Origin of the sequence: Streptomyces sp. CA-210063 (assembly GCF_024612015.1) — a bacterium.
Classification (GTDB): Bacteria; Actinomycetota; Actinomycetes; order Streptomycetales; family Streptomycetaceae; genus Streptomyces.
In genome coordinates, this window is sequence record NZ_CP102512.1 from 6,847,885 (window position 1) to 6,869,226 (window position 21,342).

The following is a 21,342-nucleotide window of genomic DNA, read 5'->3' on the forward strand; positions in this document are numbered from 1 at the left end:
CCCGGGGCCTACCTCTCCTTGAGCCCCGCCTGCTCCAGCAGGTACGCCGACATCGGGTCGTAGTAGCGCGGGCTGACCACGTGGTCGTCGAGCGGGACCACGGCCTGGAGGGTGCCCTCGGACTCGCCGAGGAAGAGGGCCGGGTCGTTGGAGTCCGCGTAGCCGACGGAGTCGACGCCGAGCTGGCCGGCGCAGCCCGCCCAGCCGTGGTCGGCGACGACCAGGTCGGGCAGCGGGCGGCCGGCGCCCTCCAGGCCCCGGAGGATGGCGCGCATCGGCTCGGGGGAGTGGGTGTGCCAGAGGGTGGCGCCGTGTTCGAGGACGGCCACGTCCGCGAACTGCATGACGTACCCCTCCTCCGTCTGCAGGCCGTCCGGGATGACCATGATCTCGCAGCCGGCCGCGCGCAGCGCCCGCGCCGTCTCGTGGTGCACCTGGAGCAGACCGCCGGGGTGGCCGGTGGCGAACAGGACGCGCTGCCCGCCCTCCGCGGCCTTGCGCAGCCGGGCCGCCATGCGCTCCAGCGCGTCGACGGTCAGATCCGGGTCGATGGTGTCCTGGCCGTAGCGGTACCCCGGGTCGTCGTTCACGCCGACGCGCTCCGCCATCACGGCCAGCACGTCCTGCTCGTCGCTCCAGCGGTCCCCGAGCTCCAGGCCGAGCCAGTAGTGGCGGTTGCCGTTGGCCAGTTCGCGGTAGTGGGAGAGGTTGTTCTCGCGCGGCGTGGCGACATCGCCCGCGATACGCGTCTTCACGAGGTGTTCGACGAGCTCGGCGCGGCTGGGGGTCCCGGGTATCGGCATGCGTCCATTGTGAGGCAGACAACTGTGGGAGTCGCGGACGTACCGCCCGCTGCGACCTGCGTCACTCTCCCTCGGCCCTGGGCGCCCGCCGCCGGTTCACTCCTGTCGCAGCGCGAACCACAACTCCATGCGCACGTCCGGGTCGTCGAGGTCCGCGTCCAGCAACGCCGCGCAGCGGCCGATCCGTTGGCGGACCGTGTTGCGGTGGACGGCCAGCGCGACGGCCGTGCGGTCCCAACTGCCGTGCAGGGAGAGCCAGGTGCGCAGGGTTTCGGTGAGGGACGGAGAGGCGGAGAGGGGGGCCAGCAGGGCGCGGGCGTGGGCGGTCGCGTCGGCCTCCGGCAGGAGCTGGGTGAGTGTCGTGCGGGGCCCGTGCCGGACCAGCGGCGTCCGTGTCGCCCTGGCCCGGGCCAGGGCCCGGGCGGCCTGGACGTCGGCGGTCGGCCACGCGTGCGGCTCGGCGGGGGCGCTCACCCCGCAGGTCCAGCCGGCCTGGGGGGTGACCTCGCGGTCGGCGGGGACCAGGACGCGTACGACGTCGTCCCGGGTGTCGATCAGGGCCGAGCCCAGGGCCGCGCCGAGCGCGGCGGCGGCCAGGGCGTCCGGCGGGGGGCCGTCCTCGGGGGGCCGGGCGTGTACGACGTGCCAGCGGGTGGTCTCGCCCAGGAGGGGCGCCACGTCCGCCGGCTCGGCGCCGAGCAGGAGCCGTACCAGCGCGGATGTGCGGGCGGCGCCCGTGCCGCTCTGCTGTTCGCCGGTGAGGAGGGAGAGGAGGACGGCGGCGACGGAGGTGATGGTGTGGTCGCCGGGGGTGCGGTGCGGGGTGGCTACGCCGAGAGTGAAGCCGCGGCCTGACCCCAGGGAGTAGGCGGCGAGGTGGGTGCCGTTGATTGTGTCCGTGGCGGAGGAGGGGGTGGGAGTGCGCGGGGAGAGCTCGGGAGGTTGCGGTGTTCTGGCGGGTGCGGGTGGTTCGTGGCTGGTCGCGCAGTTCCCCGCGCCCCTGGCGGGGCCGGGGCGGACCACTGTTGTCAGGGCTGCCAGGCCTTGGTTGATCGCCTTCTCCGGCTCGCGTCCGAAGGCCGCCAGTTCCGTGCCCTCCGGGCCGTACAGCACCGCCCGGCCGTTCACCCGTTGGGCCAGTTGGCGCAGGACCGCCGGGACCGGGTCCGGGCGGGACGCGGCGGCCGCGAGGGCCTGCTGGGCCTCCGTGACGCGGCGGAGTTCGGCGTGGCGGGCGCGGGCCATGAGTTGCCAGACCGCGCGGGCCACGCCCGAGAAGGTCGTCCGGGGCGGGACCTCGATCAGCGGCAGCTCGTAGGTGTCGCAGGCGGCGACCAGCGCCCTGGGGACCGTGTCGTGCACGGGGGCGACGCCGAAGCCGAGGGCCGCGCCGCCCGCCGCGACGATGCGGGAGACGTAGTCGTCGAAGTAGGTGCCCGAGCCCGCCGCCTCCGGGATGTGGACGCCGGCCGTCAGCAGCAGCTCGCCGCCCAGCAGATACGGATACGGGTCCGACATCTCCGAGGTGTGCGCCCAGTGGATCACCGTCCCCTCGTCCAGGGGCCCGGCGATCTGCCGCAGGCCCAGGTCCTCGCGGGCGAGGAGGGCCGAGAGGGGCACGGGCGGGGTGGGAGGGACCGCCGGGGCGGGTGGCGCGGCTGACTCCGGCATGGTGTGCGTTCCCTCCATGTCACCCCGCTCGAATGGATGAAACGTACACTTCGCAGTCGCTTTCCGGCCACCTACTGTCGGTGCACGTCACCCGCCGGCGACACCGAGCTGAGGAGGGCCCCGTGGCCGTCGACTACACCGTGATCGTCGTCTATCTGGCCGGCATGCTGGCCATGGGCTGGTGGGGCATGCGCCGCGCCAGGTCGAAGAGCGAGTTCCTGGTCGCCGGGCGCCGCCTCGGCCCCACGATGTACTCCGGCACCATGGCGGCCATCGTCCTCGGCGGCGCCTCCACCATCGGCGGGGTCGGGCTGGGATACCGGTACGGGCTGTCCGGCGCGTGGATGGTGTTCACCATCGGCCTCGGGCTGCTCGCCCTCTCCGTCTTCTTCTCGGCCCGCATCGCCCGTCTGAAGGTCTACACCGTCTCCGAGATGCTCGACCTGCGCTACGGCGGCCGCGCGGGCGTCATCTCCGGTGTCGTCATGTGGGCGTACACCCTGATGCTCGCCGTCACCTCCACCATCGCGTACGCCACGATCTTCGACGTCCTTTTCGACATGAACCGCACGCTCGCGATCGTCCTCGGCGGCTCGATCGTCGTCGCGTACTCGACGCTCGGCGGCATGTGGTCGATCACCTTGACGGACATGGTCCAGTTCGTGGTGAAGACCATCGGCGTGCTGGTGCTCCTGCTGCCCATCGCCGTCGTCAAGGCGGGCGGGTTCGGCGAGATGAGGGACGAGCTCCCCACCTCGTACTTCGACCCGCTGGGCATCGGCGGCGAGACGATCTTCACGTACGTCCTGATCTATACGTTCGGCATGCTCATCGGGCAGGACATCTGGCAGCGCGTGTTCACCGCCCGGAGCGACCGGACGGCCAAGTGGGGCGGCACGGTCGCGGGCACCTACTGCCTCGCGTACGCCCTCGCCGGCGCCGTCATCGGTACGGCGGCCAAGGTGCTGTTCCCGGACCTCGCGAGCGCCGACGACGCCTTCGCGACCATCGTCAAGGAGGAACTTCCCCTCGGCGTCAGGGGGTTGGTGCTCGCCGCCGCCCTGGCCGCCGTGATGTCGACGTCCTCCGGCGCGCTCATCGCCTGCGCGACCGTCGCCAACAACGACATCTGGTCGCGGGTGCGGGGGAAGGCCACGTCCGGTGAGCGCGACGAAGTGCGGGGCAACCGCGCCTTCATCCTCATCATGGGCCTCGCCGTGATCGGTACGGCCATCGCTCTCAACAACGTCATCGAGGCCCTCACCGTTGCCTACAACCTCCTCGTCGGCGGACTCCTCGTCCCGATCCTCGGTGGCCTGCTGTGGAGGCGCGGCACCGCACAGGGTGCCCTCGCCTCGGTGATCGTCGGCGGCCTGGCGGTCATCGGCCTGATGGCGTCCTACGGCATCCTCGCCAACGAGCCCGTCTACTACGGCCTGCTCTCCTCCCTGGTCGCGTACGTCGCCGTCTCCCTGGCGACCCCGGCGACCGACGCCGCCGTACTCGACGCCTGGCGCGAGCGTCTCGCCGGGCGGACCCCCGAACTCGTGACCGAACCCGTACCGACTCACCAGTAGAGTCGTCAGCAGAGTTGTACATACGCGACGAAGCGTAAGAAAGAAGGCTTTACCCCATGAGCAGCATCGAGACGCCCCGCGGTCCCGTCGACGCGCCCCGCGGCCCGGTCGACTCCTCCCGCGTCCCCCGGTACGCCGGCCCCGCGACCTACGCCCGGCTGCCCCGCCTCGACGAGGTCGGCCGCGCGGACGTCGCGGTCGTGGGCGTGCCGTTCGACTCGGGCGTCTCGTACCGGCCGGGCGCCCGCTTCGGGGGCAACGCGATCCGTGAGGCGTCCCGGCTGCTGCGCCCCTACAACCCGGCCCAGGACGCCTCCCCCTTCGCCCTCGCCCAGGTCGCGGACGCCGGTGACATCGCCGCCAACCCGTTCAACATCAACGAGGCGGTGGACACGGTCGAGGCGGCGGCGGACGAGTTGCTGGGCACGGGGGCCCGGCTGATGACCCTCGGCGGCGACCACACCATCGCCCTCCCGCTGCTGCGCTCGGTCGCCAAGAAGCACGGTCCGGTGGCGCTGCTGCACTTCGACGCGCACCTCGACACTTGGGACACGTACTTCGGCGCCGAGTACACGCACGGCACCCCGTTCCGGCGGGCGGTGGAGGAGGGGATCCTCGACACGGAGGCACTGTCGCACGTGGGCACACGCGGCCCGCTGTACGGCAAGCAGGACCTCACCGACGACGAGAAGATGGGCTTCGGGATCGTGACGTCGGCGGACGTGATGCGGCGCGGCGTCGACGAGGTCGCCGACCAGCTGCGTCAGCGCATCGGCGACCGCCCCCTCTACATCTCCATCGACATCGACTGCCTCGACCCGGCCCACGCGCCGGGCACGGGGACGCCGGAGGCCGGCGGCATGACCTCCCGGGAGCTGCTGGAGATCCTGCGGGGGCTGGCGTCCTGCAACCTGGTATCGGCCGACGTCGTCGAGGTGGCGCCCGCGTACGATCACGCCGAGATCACCGCGGTGGCCGCCTCGCACACGGCGTACGAGCTCACCACGATCATGGCCCGGCAGATCGCCGAGACCCGCAAGGAGAACGAGGGCAAGTGACCCACGACCACGACCTGGTACTCCGCCCGACGGCCGCCCAGACGGAGGCCGCGCTGAACCCTCCCCACGGCCGCAACGGCGGAGACCTGGTCGTGGAGACGCTGGCCGGCCTCGGCGCGACGACCGTCTTCGGGCTGCCCGGCCAGCACGCGCTCGGCATGTTCGACGCGCTGCGCCGCTCGGACCTGCGGTACATCGGTCTGCGAGTGGAGAACAACGCCGGCTTCGCGGCGGACGCGTACGGCCGCATCACCGGCGAGGCGGCCCCGCTGCTCCTGTCGACGGGCCCGGGCGCGCTCACGTCCCTGGCCGCGCTCCAGGAGGCGGCGGCCGCCTCGGCCCCCGTCCTCGCCATCAGCAGCCAGATCCCGACGGCCGGCCTGGGCGGTGGCCGCCACGGCTACCTCCACGAACTCCCGGACCAGTCCGCCTCGTTCAGGGGTGTCGTCAAGTCCGTCCACACCGTCCGTGCGCAGTCCCAGATCCCCTCCGCCGTTGCCGCCGCCTGGCAGTCCGCGCTGACCGCCCCGCACGGCCCGGTGTGGGTGGAGATCCCGCAGGACGTACTCCTGGCCGAGACGTCGATCCCGGTGGTGACGGGCGGCGACGCCTTCCCCGAGGAGCTGCCGCCGCGCCCCGAACTGACCGCGCTGGCAGCCCACTTGCTGATCTCCGCGGCCCGCCCGGCGATCATCGCGGGCGGCGGGGTCGTACGGGCGGACGCGTCCGGCAAGCTGCGGCAGCTGGCGGAGCGGCTGTCGGCGCCGGTCGTGACGACGTTCGGCGGGAAGGGCGCGTTCCCGTGGACGCATCCGCTGTCGCTCCAGTCCTGGCTGGAGGACCGCCACACGACGGACTTCCTGGAGGACGCGGACGTCCTGCTGGTCGTCGGCTCCGGGCTCGGCGAACTCTCCTCGAACTACCACACGTTCAGGCCCCGGGGACGCGTGATCCAGATCGAGGCGGACCTCGGGAAGCTGGAGTCGAACCACCCGGCCCTGGGTATCCACGCGGACGCGCGACTGGCGTTGCAGGCGCTGCTGGAGACGATCGAGGAGCCGCGGGAGGACGAGTCGGCGCCGGAGCGGGTGCGTGACGTGCTCGCGCGGGTTGGTGAGCGTATCGATGGACAACAACTCACCCTCGAACAGGACTTGTTGGCATCCATCCGGCGGGCCCTGCCGCCTCGCGCGCCCTCCTTCTGGGACATGACGATCCTGGCGTACTGGGCCTGGTCGGCCTTCGACGCCAAGGGCCCCAACCTCATGCACTCCGCCCAGGGCTCCGGCGGGCTCGGCTACGCCTTCCCGGCGGCCCTCGGCGCGGCGGCGGCCGACCCGACGCAGCCGGTGCTGGCCGTCTCGGGCGACGGCGGCGCGCTGTACTCGATCGCGGAGCTGGCCACCGCCCGGCAGTACGACCTCGACGTCACCTGGCTCATCGTCGACGACGGCGGATACGGCATCCTCCGCGAGTACATGACGGACGCGTTCGGGGAGACGACCGGCACCGAGCTGACGCGACCGGACTTTGTGGCGCTGGCGGAGTCGTTCGGGGTGCCGGGCCTGCGGACCACCCCCGAGACCCTCACCGAGGACCTGGCCAAGTCCCTTGCCACGCCCGGCCCTTCGGTGGTCGTGCTCCCGACGGTGCTGCGGATGTTCGCGCCGACGCACGTGCAGAACTGACGTCACGACATGTGATGCACGTCACATGACCGGAGGTGATGATTCCCCCGAGGAATCGCCCATGCGTCCGAATTAATCCTCCTTCCCTGAGTCCCACGCGCCACTTTAGGTTTCAACGGACCCACGGCCGTCCCACAGTTCGGCCACACAAACTTCATAAGGGGCTCTGGGGAGAGCCCACGGGGGAAGGAGCAACGGGAATGACCGCCCGTTGGAACCGGCGGCCTCGCGCTGCCCGAAAACTCGGCGTGCTGCTCGGCACCGCCGTCGTACTCACCGGAACAGTGGCCACGGCGGGAGCACCTGCCGTCGCCGCGCCCGAGTCCACCACCGAACCGACCACGAACAGCACACCCGACGCGCCCGCCGGCGCCGAGGCGTCCGCCTTCGCGAAGGCCGCCGCCACCGGCGAACGCGTGGAGATCGTCGACCGGCGTGCCGAGGACGAACTCGTCTACGCCAATCCCGATGGCACGCTGACCAGCGAGACCAGCGTCCAGCCGCAGCGGGTGCAGGCTCCCGACGGCAGCTGGGAGAAGGCGGACGCGACCCTCGAACGCCGCCCGGACGGCACGGTCGGTCCCAAGGCCGCCGTCGTCGACCTGGCCTTCGCGGCGGGCGGCTCGTCGGACTTCGTCACGCTCGGCGAGGAGGGCAGGTCCTTCACACTGAGTTGGCCCGCGCCGCTGCCCGAGCCGGTCCTGGACGGGGACACCGCCGAGTACCGCGAGGTGCTCCCCGGCGTGGACCTGCTGGCCAGCGCCTCGGTCACCGGCTACTCGTACGTCCTTGAGGTGAAGACTCCGGAGGCGGCCGATAACGCGGAACTGGCCGAACTTCGGCTGCCCGTACGGTCGGAGGGCCTGGACCTCGGCACCGGCCCGACCGGTGGCCTCCAGGCGGTGGACGCCTCGGGCGAGATCGTCTTCGGCGGGCAGGCCCCCAAGATGTGGGACTCGTCCACCACCGGGGTCCCGACCGACGCCGTTCCCGCCTCGGGCACGGACACGCCCGCCCAGGAGGCGCCCGACGCCGGCGCCAAGGTCGCGGACATGGCCCTCGACGTCTCCGCGTCCGCCGTCACCGTCGAGCCCGACCGCGCCCTGCTCACCGCCGCCGACACCGACTTCCCGGTCTACATCGACCCCGAGGCCGGGATGTCCAAGAGCGAGTGGCTGTATGTGTCCAGCGGCAACCCGAGCACCGAGTTCCACAAGTTCAAGAAGGACGAGGGTGTCGGCCGCTGCTCGGCCAAGACCATCGGCGGCATCTACTACGTGTGCAGCGGCTCGCCGTACACGAACCGGATGTACTTCCAGTTCTCCACCGCCGGCTGGAAGAACCGCACCATCTCCAAGGCCGTCTTCGAGGTCTACGAGACCTTCTCCTTCTCCTGCACCAAGAGCACCGTCAACCTGCACATGGTCGCCGAGGGGGGTGTCGACTCCGCCACCAACTGGAACAACAAGCCCAAGGACGGCGACCTGATGGTCGACCGGACCGTCGCGTACGGCCGGGGCGACAGCTGCAGCCCCGACGCGCCGCCCAGCTGGGTCGACTTCGCGGACAGTGCCGACGAGAGCAACGAGAACCTCACCTCCTCCGTCCGCAAGAAGGCCGCCGCCGAGGACCCGATCGCCTTCTCCCTGCGCGCCGCCGACGAGGACGACCCCAACTCCTGGAAGCGGTTCCGGGGTGACAACGCCAAGCTCGTCGTCACGTACAACACCCGCCCGACCAAGCCCACCGGCGAGCGGCTGACCAACCCGGACGAGAAGGCCTGCACCACCGACAACACCAAGCGGCCCTGGATCCGCGACGCGACCCCGACCATGTCCGTCACCGGCACCGACGCCGACTCCCACACCGACGGCACCGGCCAGAACCTCACCGCGACCTTCCGGGTGTGGGACCAGGTCGACGGCCGGCCCATGGTCTACGAGGGCAAGGACGGACCGCAGAACGAGGGCAAGTTCGAGGAGAACATCCCCATCAAGGAGCTGGCCCACGGCCACGGCTACAAGTGGCACGCCCAGACCTACGACGGCTCCACCGGCAAGCTCAAGGACTCCGGGTACTCCGAGTGGTCCGACTGGTGCGAGTTCGTGGTGGACGTGGAGCGGCCCGACACCAAACCGCACGTGGCGCCGGTGGCGAGCGAGGCCGACCTGCCGGCGGGCGGCAAGCGGCACTTCACCTTCTCCGCGAACGGCAACTCCGACCCGGTCTTCAAGAACGACGTCGAGTTCTACGAGTGGGACCTAGGCAACGACACCCCCACCCGCAAGGCGGACCCGGCCACCCTCGGCGGCAACGCCACCATCGAGGTCGCGCCGAGCACCTTCGGCCCGAACGTGCTCTACGTCCGCAGCGTCGACCGGGCCGGCAACCGGGGCCCGCTGGAGAAGTACTTCTTCACCGTCGACCGGGCCTGCGCCGACGTGCTCGCCGACACCTGCGCCGCCGCCGTCTACGGCCTCGACCAGACCTCCGGCACCACGGCCCCCGACGCCTCCGGCCACAACCGGACGCTGACGGTGAAGGGCGCCGACTGGGTCGCCGGCCACAACTCCGCGAGCGACCCGGCCGACAAGGCGCTGCGCTTCAACGGCACCACCGACCACGCCACCGCCGTGTCCGCCGTGCACACCGGCCAGGCGTTCACCGTCTCGGTCTGGGTGCGGCCCACCTCGCTGGACCGGAACATCTCGGTGATCAGCCAGGCGGGCAGCCAGGGCAACGGCCTCAACCTCTACTACTCCACCGCCTACAAGCGCTGGATCTTCGGCCGCCACCTCAGCGACACGGCCGACTCCGACCTCGTCCGCGCCATGGCGACCAGCGAGCGGCCCGCGACCGTGAACAAGTGGGTCCACCTGGCCGGGACCTACGACCCGGTGGCCCGGAGGTTCACGCTCTTCGTCGACGGCGAGGAGCAGGGCAGCGCGACCGTCACCGACGTCTGGAACGCCTCCGAGGGCCTCAACATCGGCCGCGCGCAGTACGGCGGCGAGTGGTCCGACCCCTTCACCGGCGACGTCGACGACGTACGCCTCGTCCCCGGCCTGCTGTCCGCGACGGAGATCTTCCGGCTCGCGAACGACTAGAGATCTCCCGGCTCACGAACGACTGAGCCACAGCCGACCTTCAACGCCCCTGACCAGGGCGTCTTCCACACCATTCAGAGGGGGAGCACGCGTGCGCCCATCACGCAGACGTATGCCCTATGGCTGGGCGAAAGCCATCGCTGTCACGATCACATCCGCCCTGACGGTCACCCTGCTCCAGGGCACGCCGGCCCTCGGCGACGACCCCGACGAGGCCCGGGAGAAGCGGCGCCCGAAGACCCAGGACGTCGCCTCCACCCCGGTCGTCGACGAGGACGGCCAGGCCACCCCGCTCAAGCACACCAAGGGGTACGGGAAACCGCTGGACCTCAAGGCCACCTGGCCGAAGGCGGGCAGTGCGACCGTCGATCTCGCCGGCTCCAAGAAGCGCGGTGCGCTGTCCAGCGCCAAGGCGGGGTCCCTCCCCGTCCGTGTCGGCCCGCCCCAGGGCAAGACCCGGTCCGCCCTGGCCGCCGCGCCCACCCGGGCCAAGGTCGACGTCCTCAGCCACGCCGCCGCGCAGAAGGCCGGGATCGACGGCCTGCTGCTGAAGGTGACCCGCGCCGACAGCCGTACCTCGAACGGAAAGGTCTCCGTCGAGGTCGACTACGCGGCCTTCGCCCAGGCCTACGGCGGCGACTGGGCCCAGCGGCTGCGCCTGGTCGAACTCCCCGACTGCGCGCTGACCACGCCCAAGGCGGCCAAGTGCCAGACCAGCACCCCGCTGAAGACCGACAACAACGTCCGCGACCAGAAGCTCACCGCCGACGTCGCCGCGCTGCCCGCGGCCAAGGCCCCGCTGCTCGCCGTCGCGGCCGCGGCCTCCGGCGGCTCCGGCTCCTACACCGCGACCTCGCTGGCGCCGTCCGCCTCCTGGCAGGTCGCGGGTCAGACCGGCAGCTTCACCTGGCAGTACCCGCTGCGGGTCCCGCCCGCGATCGCCGGGCCCTCCCCGCAGCTCGGTCTCGGCTACAACTCCGCGTCCACGGACGGCCGTACGGCCTCCAGCAACAACCAGACGTCCTGGATCGGCGAGGGCTTCGACCTCAGCGCCGGCTACATCGAGCGCTCGTACCGGGGCTGCACGGAGGACGGCCACGACGAGGCCGGGTCGCAGAAGTACGACCTGTGCTGGCACTCCGACAACGCCACCATGAACTTCGGCGGCCGGGCCGGTGAGCTGGTCAAGAAGGGCGAGAACGAGTGGCGCCTGAAGCAGGACGACGGCACCCGCATCGAGCGTAAGCACGACGGCTTCAACTCGGACAACAACGACGAGTACTGGGTCGTCACCACCACCGACGGCACCCGCTACCACTTCGGCAAGGGCAAGCGCGAGTCGGAGGCCGCCGACACCGAGGGCACCGGCTCCACCTTCGAGGTCCCGGTCTTCGGCGACGACAAGGACGAGCCCTGCCACGCCGACACCTTCAAGGACTCCCGCTGCCAGCAGGCCTGGCGCTGGAACCTCGACTACGTCATCGACGTGCACGGCAACTCGATGACGTACTACTACGGCACCGAGACCAACAAGTACGACTCGGTGCGCGGCGACAAGGTCGTCTCCTACGACCGCGGCGGGTACCTCAAGCGGATCGAGTACGGCGAGCAGCAGGGCAAGGAGAACACGACCACCGCGCCCGCGCAGGTCGTCTTCGACGTCGCCGAGCGCTGCACCGGCGCCGCCGCCGACTGTGAGCCGGCCGACCTGAAGGAGTCGACCGCCAAGCGCTGGCCGGACGTGCCGTTCGAGCAGATCTGCACCTCCGACACCGAGTGCAAGGACCAGTGGTCCCCGACCTTCTTCTCCCGCAAGCGGCTGGCGAAGGTCACCACGCAGGTGCTGGGGTCCGACGGCAAGACGTACACGGACGTCGACGAGTGGGACCTCGCGCACAAGTACCAGAGCGCCGACACCACCCACGCCCCGGCCATGTGGCTGGAGTCGGTCACGCACTCCGGCAAGGACGGCGCGAACAAGCTCCCGAAGGTCACCTTCTACGAGCGGCAGGACGCCAACCGTGTCGACACCGGCTCCGACGACCGCCTGCCCATGTACAAGTGGCGCATCCGGGCGATCCAGTCGGAGACGGGCGGCACGATCTCGGTCAACTACAAGCCGAACGAGTGCACGCCTACCACCCTCCCCACCCCCGAGACCAACACCAAACGCTGCATGCCGTCCTTCTGGTCGAAGGAGGGCACGGTCGGGGAGAAGGAGGACTGGTTCCACAAGTTCGTCGTCGACACGGTGATCGAGGACGAGGTCACGGTCACCGGCCCCAACAAGGTCACCTCCTACGACTACTCGGGCGCCGCCTGGGCCTTCGACGACAGCGAGCTGGTCAAGACCAAGAAGAAGACGTGGAACCAGTGGCGCGGCTTCCGCTCGGTCATCACGAAGACCGGTGAGGCCGGCAGCAAGCAGCTCCGCACGGAGACCACCTACCTCCAGGGCATGGACGGCGACCGGGAGAAGGAGTCCGGCGGCACCAAGTCCGTCTCGGTCACCGCCTCCGACGGCACGAAGATCCGTGACGACGCCCGCCACCAGGGCTTCCAGCTGGAGCAGCGCAGCTTCAACGGCGCCGCGGAGGTGACCGGTTCGGTCAGCACGCCCTGGAAGTCCGAGGCCACGGCGACGGAGGGCAGCGACGAGGCGAGCCTCGCCGCCGTCAAGTCGGTGAGAACCCGTACCGCCCTCGACGACGGCAAGGTCCGCCGCGCCTCGATCGAGCACTTCTACGACGCGTACGGCATGCTGTCCCGCTCCTCCGACTCCGGCGACCTGGCCGACCCGGACGACGACACCTGCACGACGAACGCGTACAACCGCAACACGGACGCGAACCTGCTCACGCTGCTGAAGCGCGTCACGGTCGTCCCCGTCAACTGCGACGACGGCGCGCCGACCTCGTACAAGGGCGAGGCGATCTCCGACGTCCGCACCTGGTACGACGATCGCGACACCTACGGCACCACGCCCACCAAGGGCGACGTGGTGCGCAGTGAGAAGGTCAAGGGGTACGCGGCCGACGGCACCCCGCAGTACGTGACGACGTCGACGGCCAAGTACGACGTGCACGGCCGTGTCGTGGAGTCCGCCGACCAGGCGGGCAACGCGACGAAGACGACGTACACGCCGACCACCGGCGGCCCGGTGACGGGCATGAAGGTCGAGGATCCCCTCGGCAACACCACCACCTCCACCGTCGACCGCCGCTGGGGCCTGGTCACCGCCACGGTCGACGCCAACAAGCAGCGCACCGACCTGGAGTACGACGCCCTCGGCCGTCTGCTGAAGGTCTGGCTCCCGGGCCGCGCCAAGGCGACGGACACGGCGAGCATCGAATACGCCTACCTGGTCCGCAACAACGCGCCCGTCGTCACCACCACGAAGTCGCTGCTGCCGAACGGCTCGGTGGCCACCAGCCACCAGCTCAGCGACGGCCTGCTGAGGCCCCGCCAGACGCAGACGCCGGCCGCGAACTCGGGACGGGTCATCACGACCACCGAGTACGACAGCCGCGGGCTGGCGGTCAAGGAGATCGGCCCGTTCTACAACACGGCCGCCGTCGGCACGACGTTCGTGAACGTGGTGGACGCCTCCGAGGGGACGCCTCGGGAGACGGAGACGGTATACGACGCGGCGGGCCGCGCCACCGACTCGATCTTCCGCGTGGCCGGCACCGAGAAGTGGCGCACCAAGACCGCGTACCACGGCGACCACACCACGGTCGACCCACCGGCGGGCGCCACGCCCACCGCGACGTACACCAACGCGCAGGGGCAGAAGACCAAGGTCCTGGAATTCAAGGCCAGTTCGCCGACCGGTGCGGCGGACACCACCTCGTACGACTATGACGCGGCGGGCCGCCTCACCGAGGTGAAGGACACGGCGGGCAACGTCTGGTCGTCCGAGTACGACGTGCGCGGCCGTCAGACCAAGTCCGTCGACCCCGACGCCGGTACGTCCTGGATGACGTACAACGACCTGGACCAGCTCAAGACGATCCGCAACCAGCGCGAGATCACTCTCACCTTCAGCTACGACAAGCTGGGCCGTCAGCGTTCGCTGTACAACGGCGACAAGAAGCTGACGACCTGGGAGTACGACAGCGCGACCGTGCCGAACGGCAAGGGGCGTCTGACCTCGGCCACCAAGTGGGTGGGAGACGACGGCTATACCTCGTCGGTCGACGCGTACGACGTGGCGGGCCGTCCGACGAAGACGTCGGTGACGATCCCCGCTTCCGCGGACACCGGCAAGCTGGCCGGCACGTACACCTCGACGGCGTCGTACAAGCCGGACGGCTCGATCGATGACATCAGCCTGCCGGCGGTCGGCGGGCTCCCGGCGGAGACGATCACCACGGGCTACACGGCGACCGGTCTGCCGTCCTTCACCCTGGGCGACTCGACGGACTACGCCCGCGAGACCCGCTACTCCAACTACGGCGAGATGCTCCAGCTGACCCTGGGCACCGCCAGCGCGGACAAGTACACCTGGCTGACCAACACCTACGAGGAGGGCACCCGGCGCCTGGAACGCGCCCGCATCGACCGGGAGATCGTCAAGACCCCGGACTCCGACATCACCTACGGCTACGACGCCACCGGCAACATCCAGAAGATCGCCGACGCGCCCGAAGGTAAGACGGCGGATGTCCAGTGCTTCACGTACGACTACCTGCGCCGCCTGACCGAGGCGTGGACCCAGACGGCGACCGCCTGCGCGCCGAGCGCCGGTGAGGCGACCGTCGGCGGCCCGGCCCCGTACCGGCACTCGTACACCTACGACGCGGTCGGCAACCGCACGAGCGAGGTCCGCCACGCAACCGGCACGACCGGCGACGCGGCGATCACGCAGACGACGACGTACGTGCCGAAGGCCCAGGACACCAAGGGCGGCATGCACGCGCACGCCCTGAAGTCGGCCGAGGTACGCACCGCGACGGCGGCCAAGGAAGTGACCGCGGCCCAGAGCTTCCAGTACGACGAGACCGGGAACACCGTCCGCCGCACCAAGGCGGCGACGGACCTCTCCCCGGCGGTCGACCAGAAGCTGGACTGGGACGAGCAGGGCCGCCTGAGCGCGGTGACCCCCTATCTGTCCGGTGACAACCTCGACGAGGCGAACAAGACCTCGTACGTCTACGGCCCGGACGGAAGCCGCCTGCTCCGCAAGGAGAAGGGCGCGATCACCCTTTACCTGGGCAGCCAGGAGATCCGCCTCGACACGGCGAAGAACTCCCTGTCGGGCACGCGCTACTACTCGCACGGCGGCAAGCAGATCGCTGTGCGGACGTCGGCCGGGGTGACCTGGCTGGTGGGTGGCCAGAACGGCACGGCTGAGATCGCGATCAAGGCCGCGGACTCGGCGATCACACAGCGTCGGACGTCGCCGTTCGGTGAGGCGCGTGGCGCCAAGCCGGCGGCGGGCGCGTGGCCGGGCGACAAGTCCTTCGTGGGCGGCACGGCGGACGCGTCGGCGGGTCTGATCCAGCTCGGCGCCCGCGCGTACGACCCGGCGGCAGGCCGCTTCGTCTCCGTCGACCCCGTGCTGAATGTCGCGGACCCGCAACACCTCAACGCGTATGCCTACGGGCGCAACAACCCGCTCGCCTTCCCGGACCCGACGGGCCTGTACTGGGGCGAGTCCTGGATCAGCCCCATCGGTCACGGCGCCCTCGACGTCGTGGGCCTGGTCCCCGGCTTCGGCGAGCCCGCCGACCTGCTCAACGGCGTCTGGTACACGGCCGAGGGTAACTACATCGACGCGGGCCTGTCCTATGCCTCGGCCATCCCGATCGCGGGCTACGGCGCGACCGCAGCGAAGGGCGCGCGGTACGTCAACAAGGCGGTCGACGCCGTCGACACGGCGACCGACACCACCAAGGCGGCCAAGAAGACCGAGGACGCGGTCGACGCCGCCGACACGGTCACGCCACCGGTGGCCCCGAAACCGAAGCCCACCCCCAAGCCCGCCCCTCCGGCCAAGGCCAAGGAAGCGCCCCAGACGAAGAAGGGCGACTCCGGCGGAGCGAAGACCGAGGGCGGCGGCAAGGGCGGCAAGGGCGGTGACGACGGCGGGAAGAAGAGCCCTGCGGGCAGCGCCGACGACGACCTCCCCGAGTGGACGAGGGCGGAGGCCAAGAAGAGCGGCACCAACAACACCGCCGGTGCCGGGGCGCGCGACGGGTACACGGGAGAGCGCCGCTACGGCGAAAGCGGTGCCGTACCCGGAAACGTCCACCCCGATCTCGCTCCCCGCCTGCAGGAAGCACAGGACATGCAGGCCCAGGGGAACCATCTGGAGGAGTGGGATCCGGGGACCTGCGCGGAGTTCCACGCGTGCAACAATCTGATGAATGATGTCGGAGCAAGCCTCGACGAGATCGACTACTTCACCATCACCCGGGCGGACGGAGCACCGTTCCCGTCGTGCGGCTGGTGCAGAAGAATTCTGGGAGGGGGCGGCGCGCGTGACGGATCGGCCGGATAGCCCTCGCGAGGCAGGACTGCCGGAAAGGCTGTCGGACATCCTGGCGGAGGACGCCCGGTGGATAGCCTCCGAAGCGGACGTCCAGCACATCAGGGATGTCTGGGATGAGCTGGGAATCCACTGCTCGCCGACGGCGCTGCGTTTCGTCGAGGAATTCAACGGAACTTGCTTCGATTACCCCCGCCATCCGCTCGATCCAGGGACGCACAGCTGCGAACTGAACGCCGAGCGCGCCAGTCGCATCGTCAACGGCGAAAAGCTGACGGGATACGAGCAGCGAACGGGAGAGAAGCTGACGCCCGTGGGCACGGCGGCCTCCGGTCCTCTCGTGCTTCTCGTCGCCGAGGGGGGCCGGACGTACGGCGCCTACGATGCGTTTCTCGCCCTCTATGGCGGAAGCCCGGAGGAAGCATTGGTGCATCTGGTCGACAGAGTTCGTCCTGAGCGGCTGGACTGACGGCGGTCATGACACACGACCGCTGACAGTGATGTGAGAAGGCCTTCGGCCCCCGCCCGACAGGGCGGGGGCCGAAGGCCTTTGACCGCGGGGGTCGCGGTCACGCCGAACCGGAAATCAGCGCAGGGCCGCTCCGAACATCGCGTCCGTGGACGGGCCCGACAGGTCCTGGGGCCCGAAGGCGAGCGCCGACGTGGTGGTCAGGCCGGTGGTGGTGCCGGGGAGGACCCAGACGGCTCCGTTGTCGCTGTTCTCGGTGGGGGCGCCGGCGACGAGGTCGGGGTGGCCGTTGCCGTTGAGGTCCAGGAGGGCCGTGGTGGCGCCGAACTTGTCGTCCTTCTCGGCGACTCCGGGGACCCCGGCGGTGTTCTGGTGGAACACCCGCGTGCCGGTGCCCGTGATGCCGGAGGCGCTGCCGGGGACGAGGGCGACCGAGCCGGCGTTGACGATGCCGTCGACGTCCTCGTACGCGATGCCGAGGGCGAGGTCGGCGTAGCCGTCGCCGGTGACGTCGGCGACCGAGACCGCCGAGCCGACCAGGTCGCCGTCCTCCTGCACACCGGGGAAGCCGGGGAGGTCCTGGTCGAAGGTCTTGGTGCTCGCCTCGGACGGGCCGGTGGCGGAGCCGTAGGCCACCCGCACCTGGTCGGACCAGCCGTCCGCGCCCACGACCACGTCGTCGTAGCCGTCGCCGTTCACGTCGCCGATGCCCGTGCCCGCCGGGTCGCGGCTCACGTCGTCCCCGGGCACGTAACCCCGGGTGAAGCCCGAACTGCCGCCCAGGAGAAGGCGGTTGCCCCAGGTGCCGTCGCCCGTGTAGTGCCACTGGACCAGGTCGTCCCGGCCGTCGCCGTTGACGTCCCCGACCTGGCCGGAGACGACCGGACCGGTGATGGAGGACGGGCCGTTCTCGCAGCCGCCGCCACTCGCGCAGGAGGCGTCGTCCTCGTTCCAGCCCCACCACAGGGACTTGTCGAGGAGATCGAGTACGGCGGTGGGCTTGCCGGCGCGGGATATCGGGCCCTTCCACAGGGCAGCCGGTGCGCCCTCGGGGTCGTCGCCGCCGACGGACTGGGCGGAGAAGAGCGCGAGGTCGGTCTTGCCGTCGCCGTCGAAGTCGCCCGCCTGCGGGGCCGCCCCGAACCCGGCGACGCTCGTACCGCCGGTCAGACCGGAGGCCGACCCCCAGACGATCACGGAGCCCGCCGTACCGCCCGCGATCACCAGGTCGCCGTAGCCGTCCCGGTCCAGGTCACCCTTGGTGAACGTCGAGCCGAAGCGCTGGTTCGCCGTGGCGGAGCCGGGCACGCCGCTCGTCGAACGGCTGACGAGCTTCTTCTTCGCCGTCGAGACCCCGCTCTTCGAGCCGTACATGACGGCCACATAGCCCGCCTTGGCCTTTCCGGACACCGTGGCGTTCGGGGCGCCGATGACCAGGTCGGCGTACCCGTCCCCGTTGAAGTCGTCCGCCACGCCCACCGACGCGGTGGCCGCCGAGGCCGGGCCGAGGGACCAGGCGGTCAGGCCTCCGGCCAGCAGCACCACCGCGGCCAGGGGTGCGCTCACTCGTGCGGTGCGGGTACTGCGTCCTGCTCGTCGTGCTGCTGCTCGTGCTCGTGACATGCACGTGCCTTTCGGGTCGGTGGGGTCCGGCGCGCGGAAGCGCCGCGTCCGTGTAGTCCGACTCGGTTGGGGGTTCACCGGTTGTACGTTCGGATGTCATGAATGGGTAACTGGCGGAGGGCCCCTGGACGAGGGTTCGTCCAGGGGTTCGGAGCTGTTGCCGCTGGACCTGTGAATGCACACAGGGGGACGTAAAAGGTCGGCCTGTGAACACGGCGAACTCCCGGCCGCCGGACCGGGAGTTCGCCCTGTGTGTTCGTTGCGCGTTCGCTTGTGCGCTCGCTTGTGCGTTCGTTCGTGATCCGGCGTCTACCAGATCGCCTCGATCCACTCCGGGTGGTCGATGAACGGGTTCCGGTTGCCCTGGTAGTTGCTGTAGATGAGGTCGTTGCGGCGCTCCTCGAAGGAGTCCGGCGGGTCCTCGTCGTTCCAGGCCTTCAGTACGGAGAGGCGGCCGTGGAAGCGGGTGCCGCCGTTGGTGACCAGGTCGTTGGGCTCCAGGTTGGGCCAGCCGTCGTCGCCCTCGTACCGGACGGCCATGTAGAGGATCATGCGGGCCACATCGCCCTTGACCGCGTCGCGGGGCTCGAAGGAGTTCGTGTCGGCGAGGCTGCCACCGCTGTTGGTGAAGCTGCTGCCGCCGTTGTCGAAGTCCAGGTTGCCGCGTCGGGCGTTGACCGCCACGTCCTCGGGGCGGAGATGGTGCAGGTCGGTGCCCGGGCCGGCGGAGGTGCCGAAGTCGCCGTGGGACTGGGCCCACACGTGCTCACGGTTCCAGTTGCCGGAGTTGCCGCCGTTGAGGGACTTGCTGCGGGAGATGCCGCTGTACAGCAGCTTGACGTTGCTGCTGTTGCTCGGGTCCTGGTCGGTGACCTTCAAGGCCTCCCAGACGGCCGAGTACGACAGCTTCGTCTGGGGGCTGATGATCGTGTGCAGGGAGGACTTGAGGCTCGTACCGGTCTTGCCGATCGCGTTCTTGTAGTACGTGCTGTCGTACGCGGTCGTCGTCGCCGAGGCGGGGGCGGCGGTGGCCGTCGGCAGGACGAGACCGACGAGCACGGCCGACGTCGCGAATGCGACCGTCTTCCAACTGCGAATCCGCGCAGCGGGCATGAGGGGTGTCCCTTCCCAGAGGGCCGCGCAGCACGAGGAGTTGGTACGGGGAGCCTCGGTCTACGCGGGTTGACTGTGTGGGTAACCGAGAGATTGGCATGGACGGGTCAGTCCGTGTGTTACGGCGGGAAGGCGATTCGGTGACGTTGTCGCTAACGGGGCAACCCCCGTGCCGCAACTCCCCTCAACATGCCCCGAGTCGAGGGAAGACCCCCATTGACGTGGGGAATCAGGCGTGCTGCGGCCTACGGCGGGACGGTATTCGTCGCGCTCCTCGGTCGTCTACGGCCATGTGCGGACCGACCGACTGTGGGCGCGGGAGGCCGTACCGGAGCGGCAGCCGGAACGACGAGCGGAACGGCAACCCGAACCGGTGTGAGTTGCTCAGCCCTCGAGGCGCTCGCGCAGTTCGTCGACGTCGGCCAGGAACCAGGTCTGGCGGCCGCGGTTGCATTCACGGACGAAGTCGCGCAGGGCCGAACTGGCGGTCGTGTGGCGGGAGATGTCACCGATGACGGCGAGGCCCACGCGGTACTGCACGAACTTCTGGATGATGTCGCCGGCGACACGGGTGTGCAGGTGGAAGAACGTCTCGTCGAACCGTTCGACGGGGGCGACCACCCAAGCGGCGCCCTGGTACCCGGCGTTGCCGATGAGATCCAGGGCGTCGCTCTCGCGGGCGATCGTCTCGCCCTCGGGGGCGCACATCAGAACGGGCACGTCGTGGATCGTCTGCAGGGTGGTGGTCATGAACGCTGAGGCTACTTCCCCGCTCGTCTTCTCGTTATGTGGTGGGCGATGGCCGAGGCCATGTCTCGCGGATGGCCGACAACGTGGAGCGTGTGCAACTGGACATGGCCGGGGAACTCCTCGGTCACGCGGCCGACCTGCTCGCCGACCGCCGGGCCACCGCCCCACAACTCCGGTTTCTGCTTGCCCGGATGACCGAGTCGCTGACCGATGTCCATCGGATCGCGGAGAGCCGGGGTGCGCGTCTGTCCGACCGCACCGCCGATGCGGGATTCGACGGCTACGACGCTCTGAGCGATCCGACGGCATCGGACTCGCCCGGACTGTCGTGATGCGATGGCGGACCCCCCGGATCACCGCCGCAGCCACACTGTCAGTTCTCTTCGACGGAGTACTCGGCGGTGTAGTCCTCCACAGGCATGGCCATGTCCGCCGCGTACTCGGCGCGTGCACGGCGGTCTTCCTCGGTGATCTCGGGGTGGATCGGGGGTGTCTCGGGGGCGGGCCAGAGCTGGATCAGGTGGCGTTCGCCGTGGTCGCCGATGCCGGGTTCGGGGTCGTCGGCGTGGCAGTACAGGCGCATGCGTACCCAGCCGTCGAAGTTTTTGAGCGGGGGTTCGTCTTCGGGCCAGGCGTCCAGGATGTCGCCCTGTTCGAGGGTCGCGAGGCAGAGGTGGGGGAGGTCGGTTCGGAGGCTGAGTTCCTCCGCGGGCTCCCAGTCGCCGTTGGTCTCAGCGGGCGGTGGGGCGTCGTGGACCTGGATGGTGATCAGGAGGGGGCCGGTGTCGGTGGTGGTGAGGACGACGGCGTTGGCCTCGGTGGCCGGGCCGCAGCGCCAGCCGAAGGGCATCTCCTGGGGGTAGGCGTAGTCGTCGGTGAAGCCGATGAGGTAGCCGTTCTCACCGAGTTCGACGGTGAACGAGGATTCACGGACCAGCAAGGGAAGCCTCCTTGAGACACCTTGAGCGGGGCAGGGTGCCCCCTCCCGCA

Annotated in this window: 13 protein-coding genes; 7 read left to right on the forward strand and 6 right to left on the reverse strand. The window is 70.2% G+C overall.

Annotated elements, in window-relative coordinates:
• Nucleotides 1–8: 8 nt before the first annotated feature.
• Both JIX56_RS29995 and JIX56_RS30000 read right to left on the reverse strand, forming a co-directional pair.
• Nucleotides 9–803: a phosphatase gene (locus JIX56_RS29995; protein WP_257545131.1), complete on the reverse strand. Its 795-nt coding sequence runs from the start codon at nt 801–803 to the stop codon at nt 9–11.
• Between the two features lie 96 nt (nt 804–899).
• Entirely contained in the window at nt 900–2,492 is a 1,593-nt protein-coding gene (locus JIX56_RS30000) for a PucR family transcriptional regulator (protein ID WP_257545132.1), read from the reverse strand.
• Between the two features lie 104 nt (nt 2,493–2,596).
• Between JIX56_RS30000 and JIX56_RS30005 the strand changes: the two genes are divergently transcribed.
• From JIX56_RS30005 to JIX56_RS30030, 6 genes are all read left to right on the forward strand, one after another.
• Nucleotides 2,597–4,051, forward strand: a complete 1,455-nt coding sequence (locus JIX56_RS30005) for a sodium:solute symporter (RefSeq protein ID WP_257545133.1) — start codon at nt 2,597–2,599, stop codon at nt 4,049–4,051.
• A 56-nt stretch (nt 4,052–4,107) separates the two neighbouring features.
• Nucleotides 4,108–5,109 carry an agmatinase gene (speB, locus tag JIX56_RS30010; RefSeq protein ID WP_257545134.1) on the forward strand — a complete coding sequence of 334 codons (1,002 nt, stop codon included), beginning with the start codon at nt 4,108–4,110 and terminating at the stop codon, nt 5,107–5,109.
• Nucleotides 5,106–6,797, forward strand: a complete 1,692-nt coding sequence (locus JIX56_RS30015; RefSeq protein ID WP_257545135.1) for a thiamine pyrophosphate-binding protein — start codon at nt 5,106–5,108, stop codon at nt 6,795–6,797. The genes speB and JIX56_RS30015 overlap by 4 nt, the downstream gene beginning before the upstream one ends.
• 200 nt (nt 6,798–6,997) lie before the next feature.
• Complete coding sequence (locus JIX56_RS30020; protein WP_257545136.1) at nt 6,998–9,904, forward strand: LamG-like jellyroll fold domain-containing protein; 2,907 nt, start codon at nt 6,998–7,000, stop codon at nt 9,902–9,904.
• Nucleotides 9,905–9,995: 91 nt separating this feature from the next.
• Complete coding sequence (locus JIX56_RS30025; RefSeq protein WP_257545137.1) at nt 9,996–16,409, forward strand: RHS repeat-associated core domain-containing protein; 6,414 nt, start codon at nt 9,996–9,998, stop codon at nt 16,407–16,409.
• Nucleotides 16,390–16,866 (forward strand): SUKH-3 domain-containing protein, encoded by a 477-nt coding sequence (locus JIX56_RS30030; RefSeq protein WP_257545138.1) that lies wholly within the window; start codon nt 16,390–16,392, stop codon nt 16,864–16,866. Before JIX56_RS30025 ends, JIX56_RS30030 begins: the two co-directional genes overlap by 20 nt.
• 117 nt (nt 16,867–16,983) lie before the next feature.
• On the opposite strand, the gene JIX56_RS30035 is transcribed toward JIX56_RS30030, so the two are convergent.
• The 3 genes from JIX56_RS30035 to JIX56_RS30045 form a co-directional block, all read right to left on the reverse strand.
• Nucleotides 16,984–18,489: an FG-GAP-like repeat-containing protein gene (locus JIX56_RS30035; protein WP_257545139.1), complete on the reverse strand. Its 1,506-nt coding sequence runs from the start codon at nt 18,487–18,489 to the stop codon at nt 16,984–16,986.
• 309 nt (nt 18,490–18,798) lie between these two features.
• Nucleotides 18,799–19,602, reverse strand: a complete 804-nt coding sequence (locus JIX56_RS30040) for an endonuclease I family protein (protein ID WP_257545140.1) — start codon at nt 19,600–19,602, stop codon at nt 18,799–18,801.
• A 384-nt stretch (nt 19,603–19,986) separates the two neighbouring features.
• Complete coding sequence (locus tag JIX56_RS30045) at nt 19,987–20,352, reverse strand: DUF4180 domain-containing protein (RefSeq protein ID WP_257545141.1); 366 nt, start codon at nt 20,350–20,352, stop codon at nt 19,987–19,989.
• A 5-nt stretch (nt 20,353–20,357) separates the two neighbouring features.
• Between JIX56_RS30045 and JIX56_RS30050 the strand changes: the two genes are divergently transcribed.
• Nucleotides 20,358–20,684 (forward strand): hypothetical protein, encoded by a 327-nt coding sequence (locus tag JIX56_RS30050; protein WP_257551209.1) that lies wholly within the window; start codon nt 20,358–20,360, stop codon nt 20,682–20,684.
• A gap of 41 nt (nt 20,685–20,725) precedes the next feature.
• On the opposite strand, the gene JIX56_RS30055 is transcribed toward JIX56_RS30050, so the two are convergent.
• The gene (locus JIX56_RS30055) at nt 20,726–21,292 is read right to left on the reverse strand and encodes a hypothetical protein (protein ID WP_257545142.1); all 567 of its coding nucleotides are present in this window, start codon (nt 21,290–21,292) and stop codon (nt 20,726–20,728) included.
• Between the last annotated feature and the right edge of the window lie 50 nt (nt 21,293–21,342).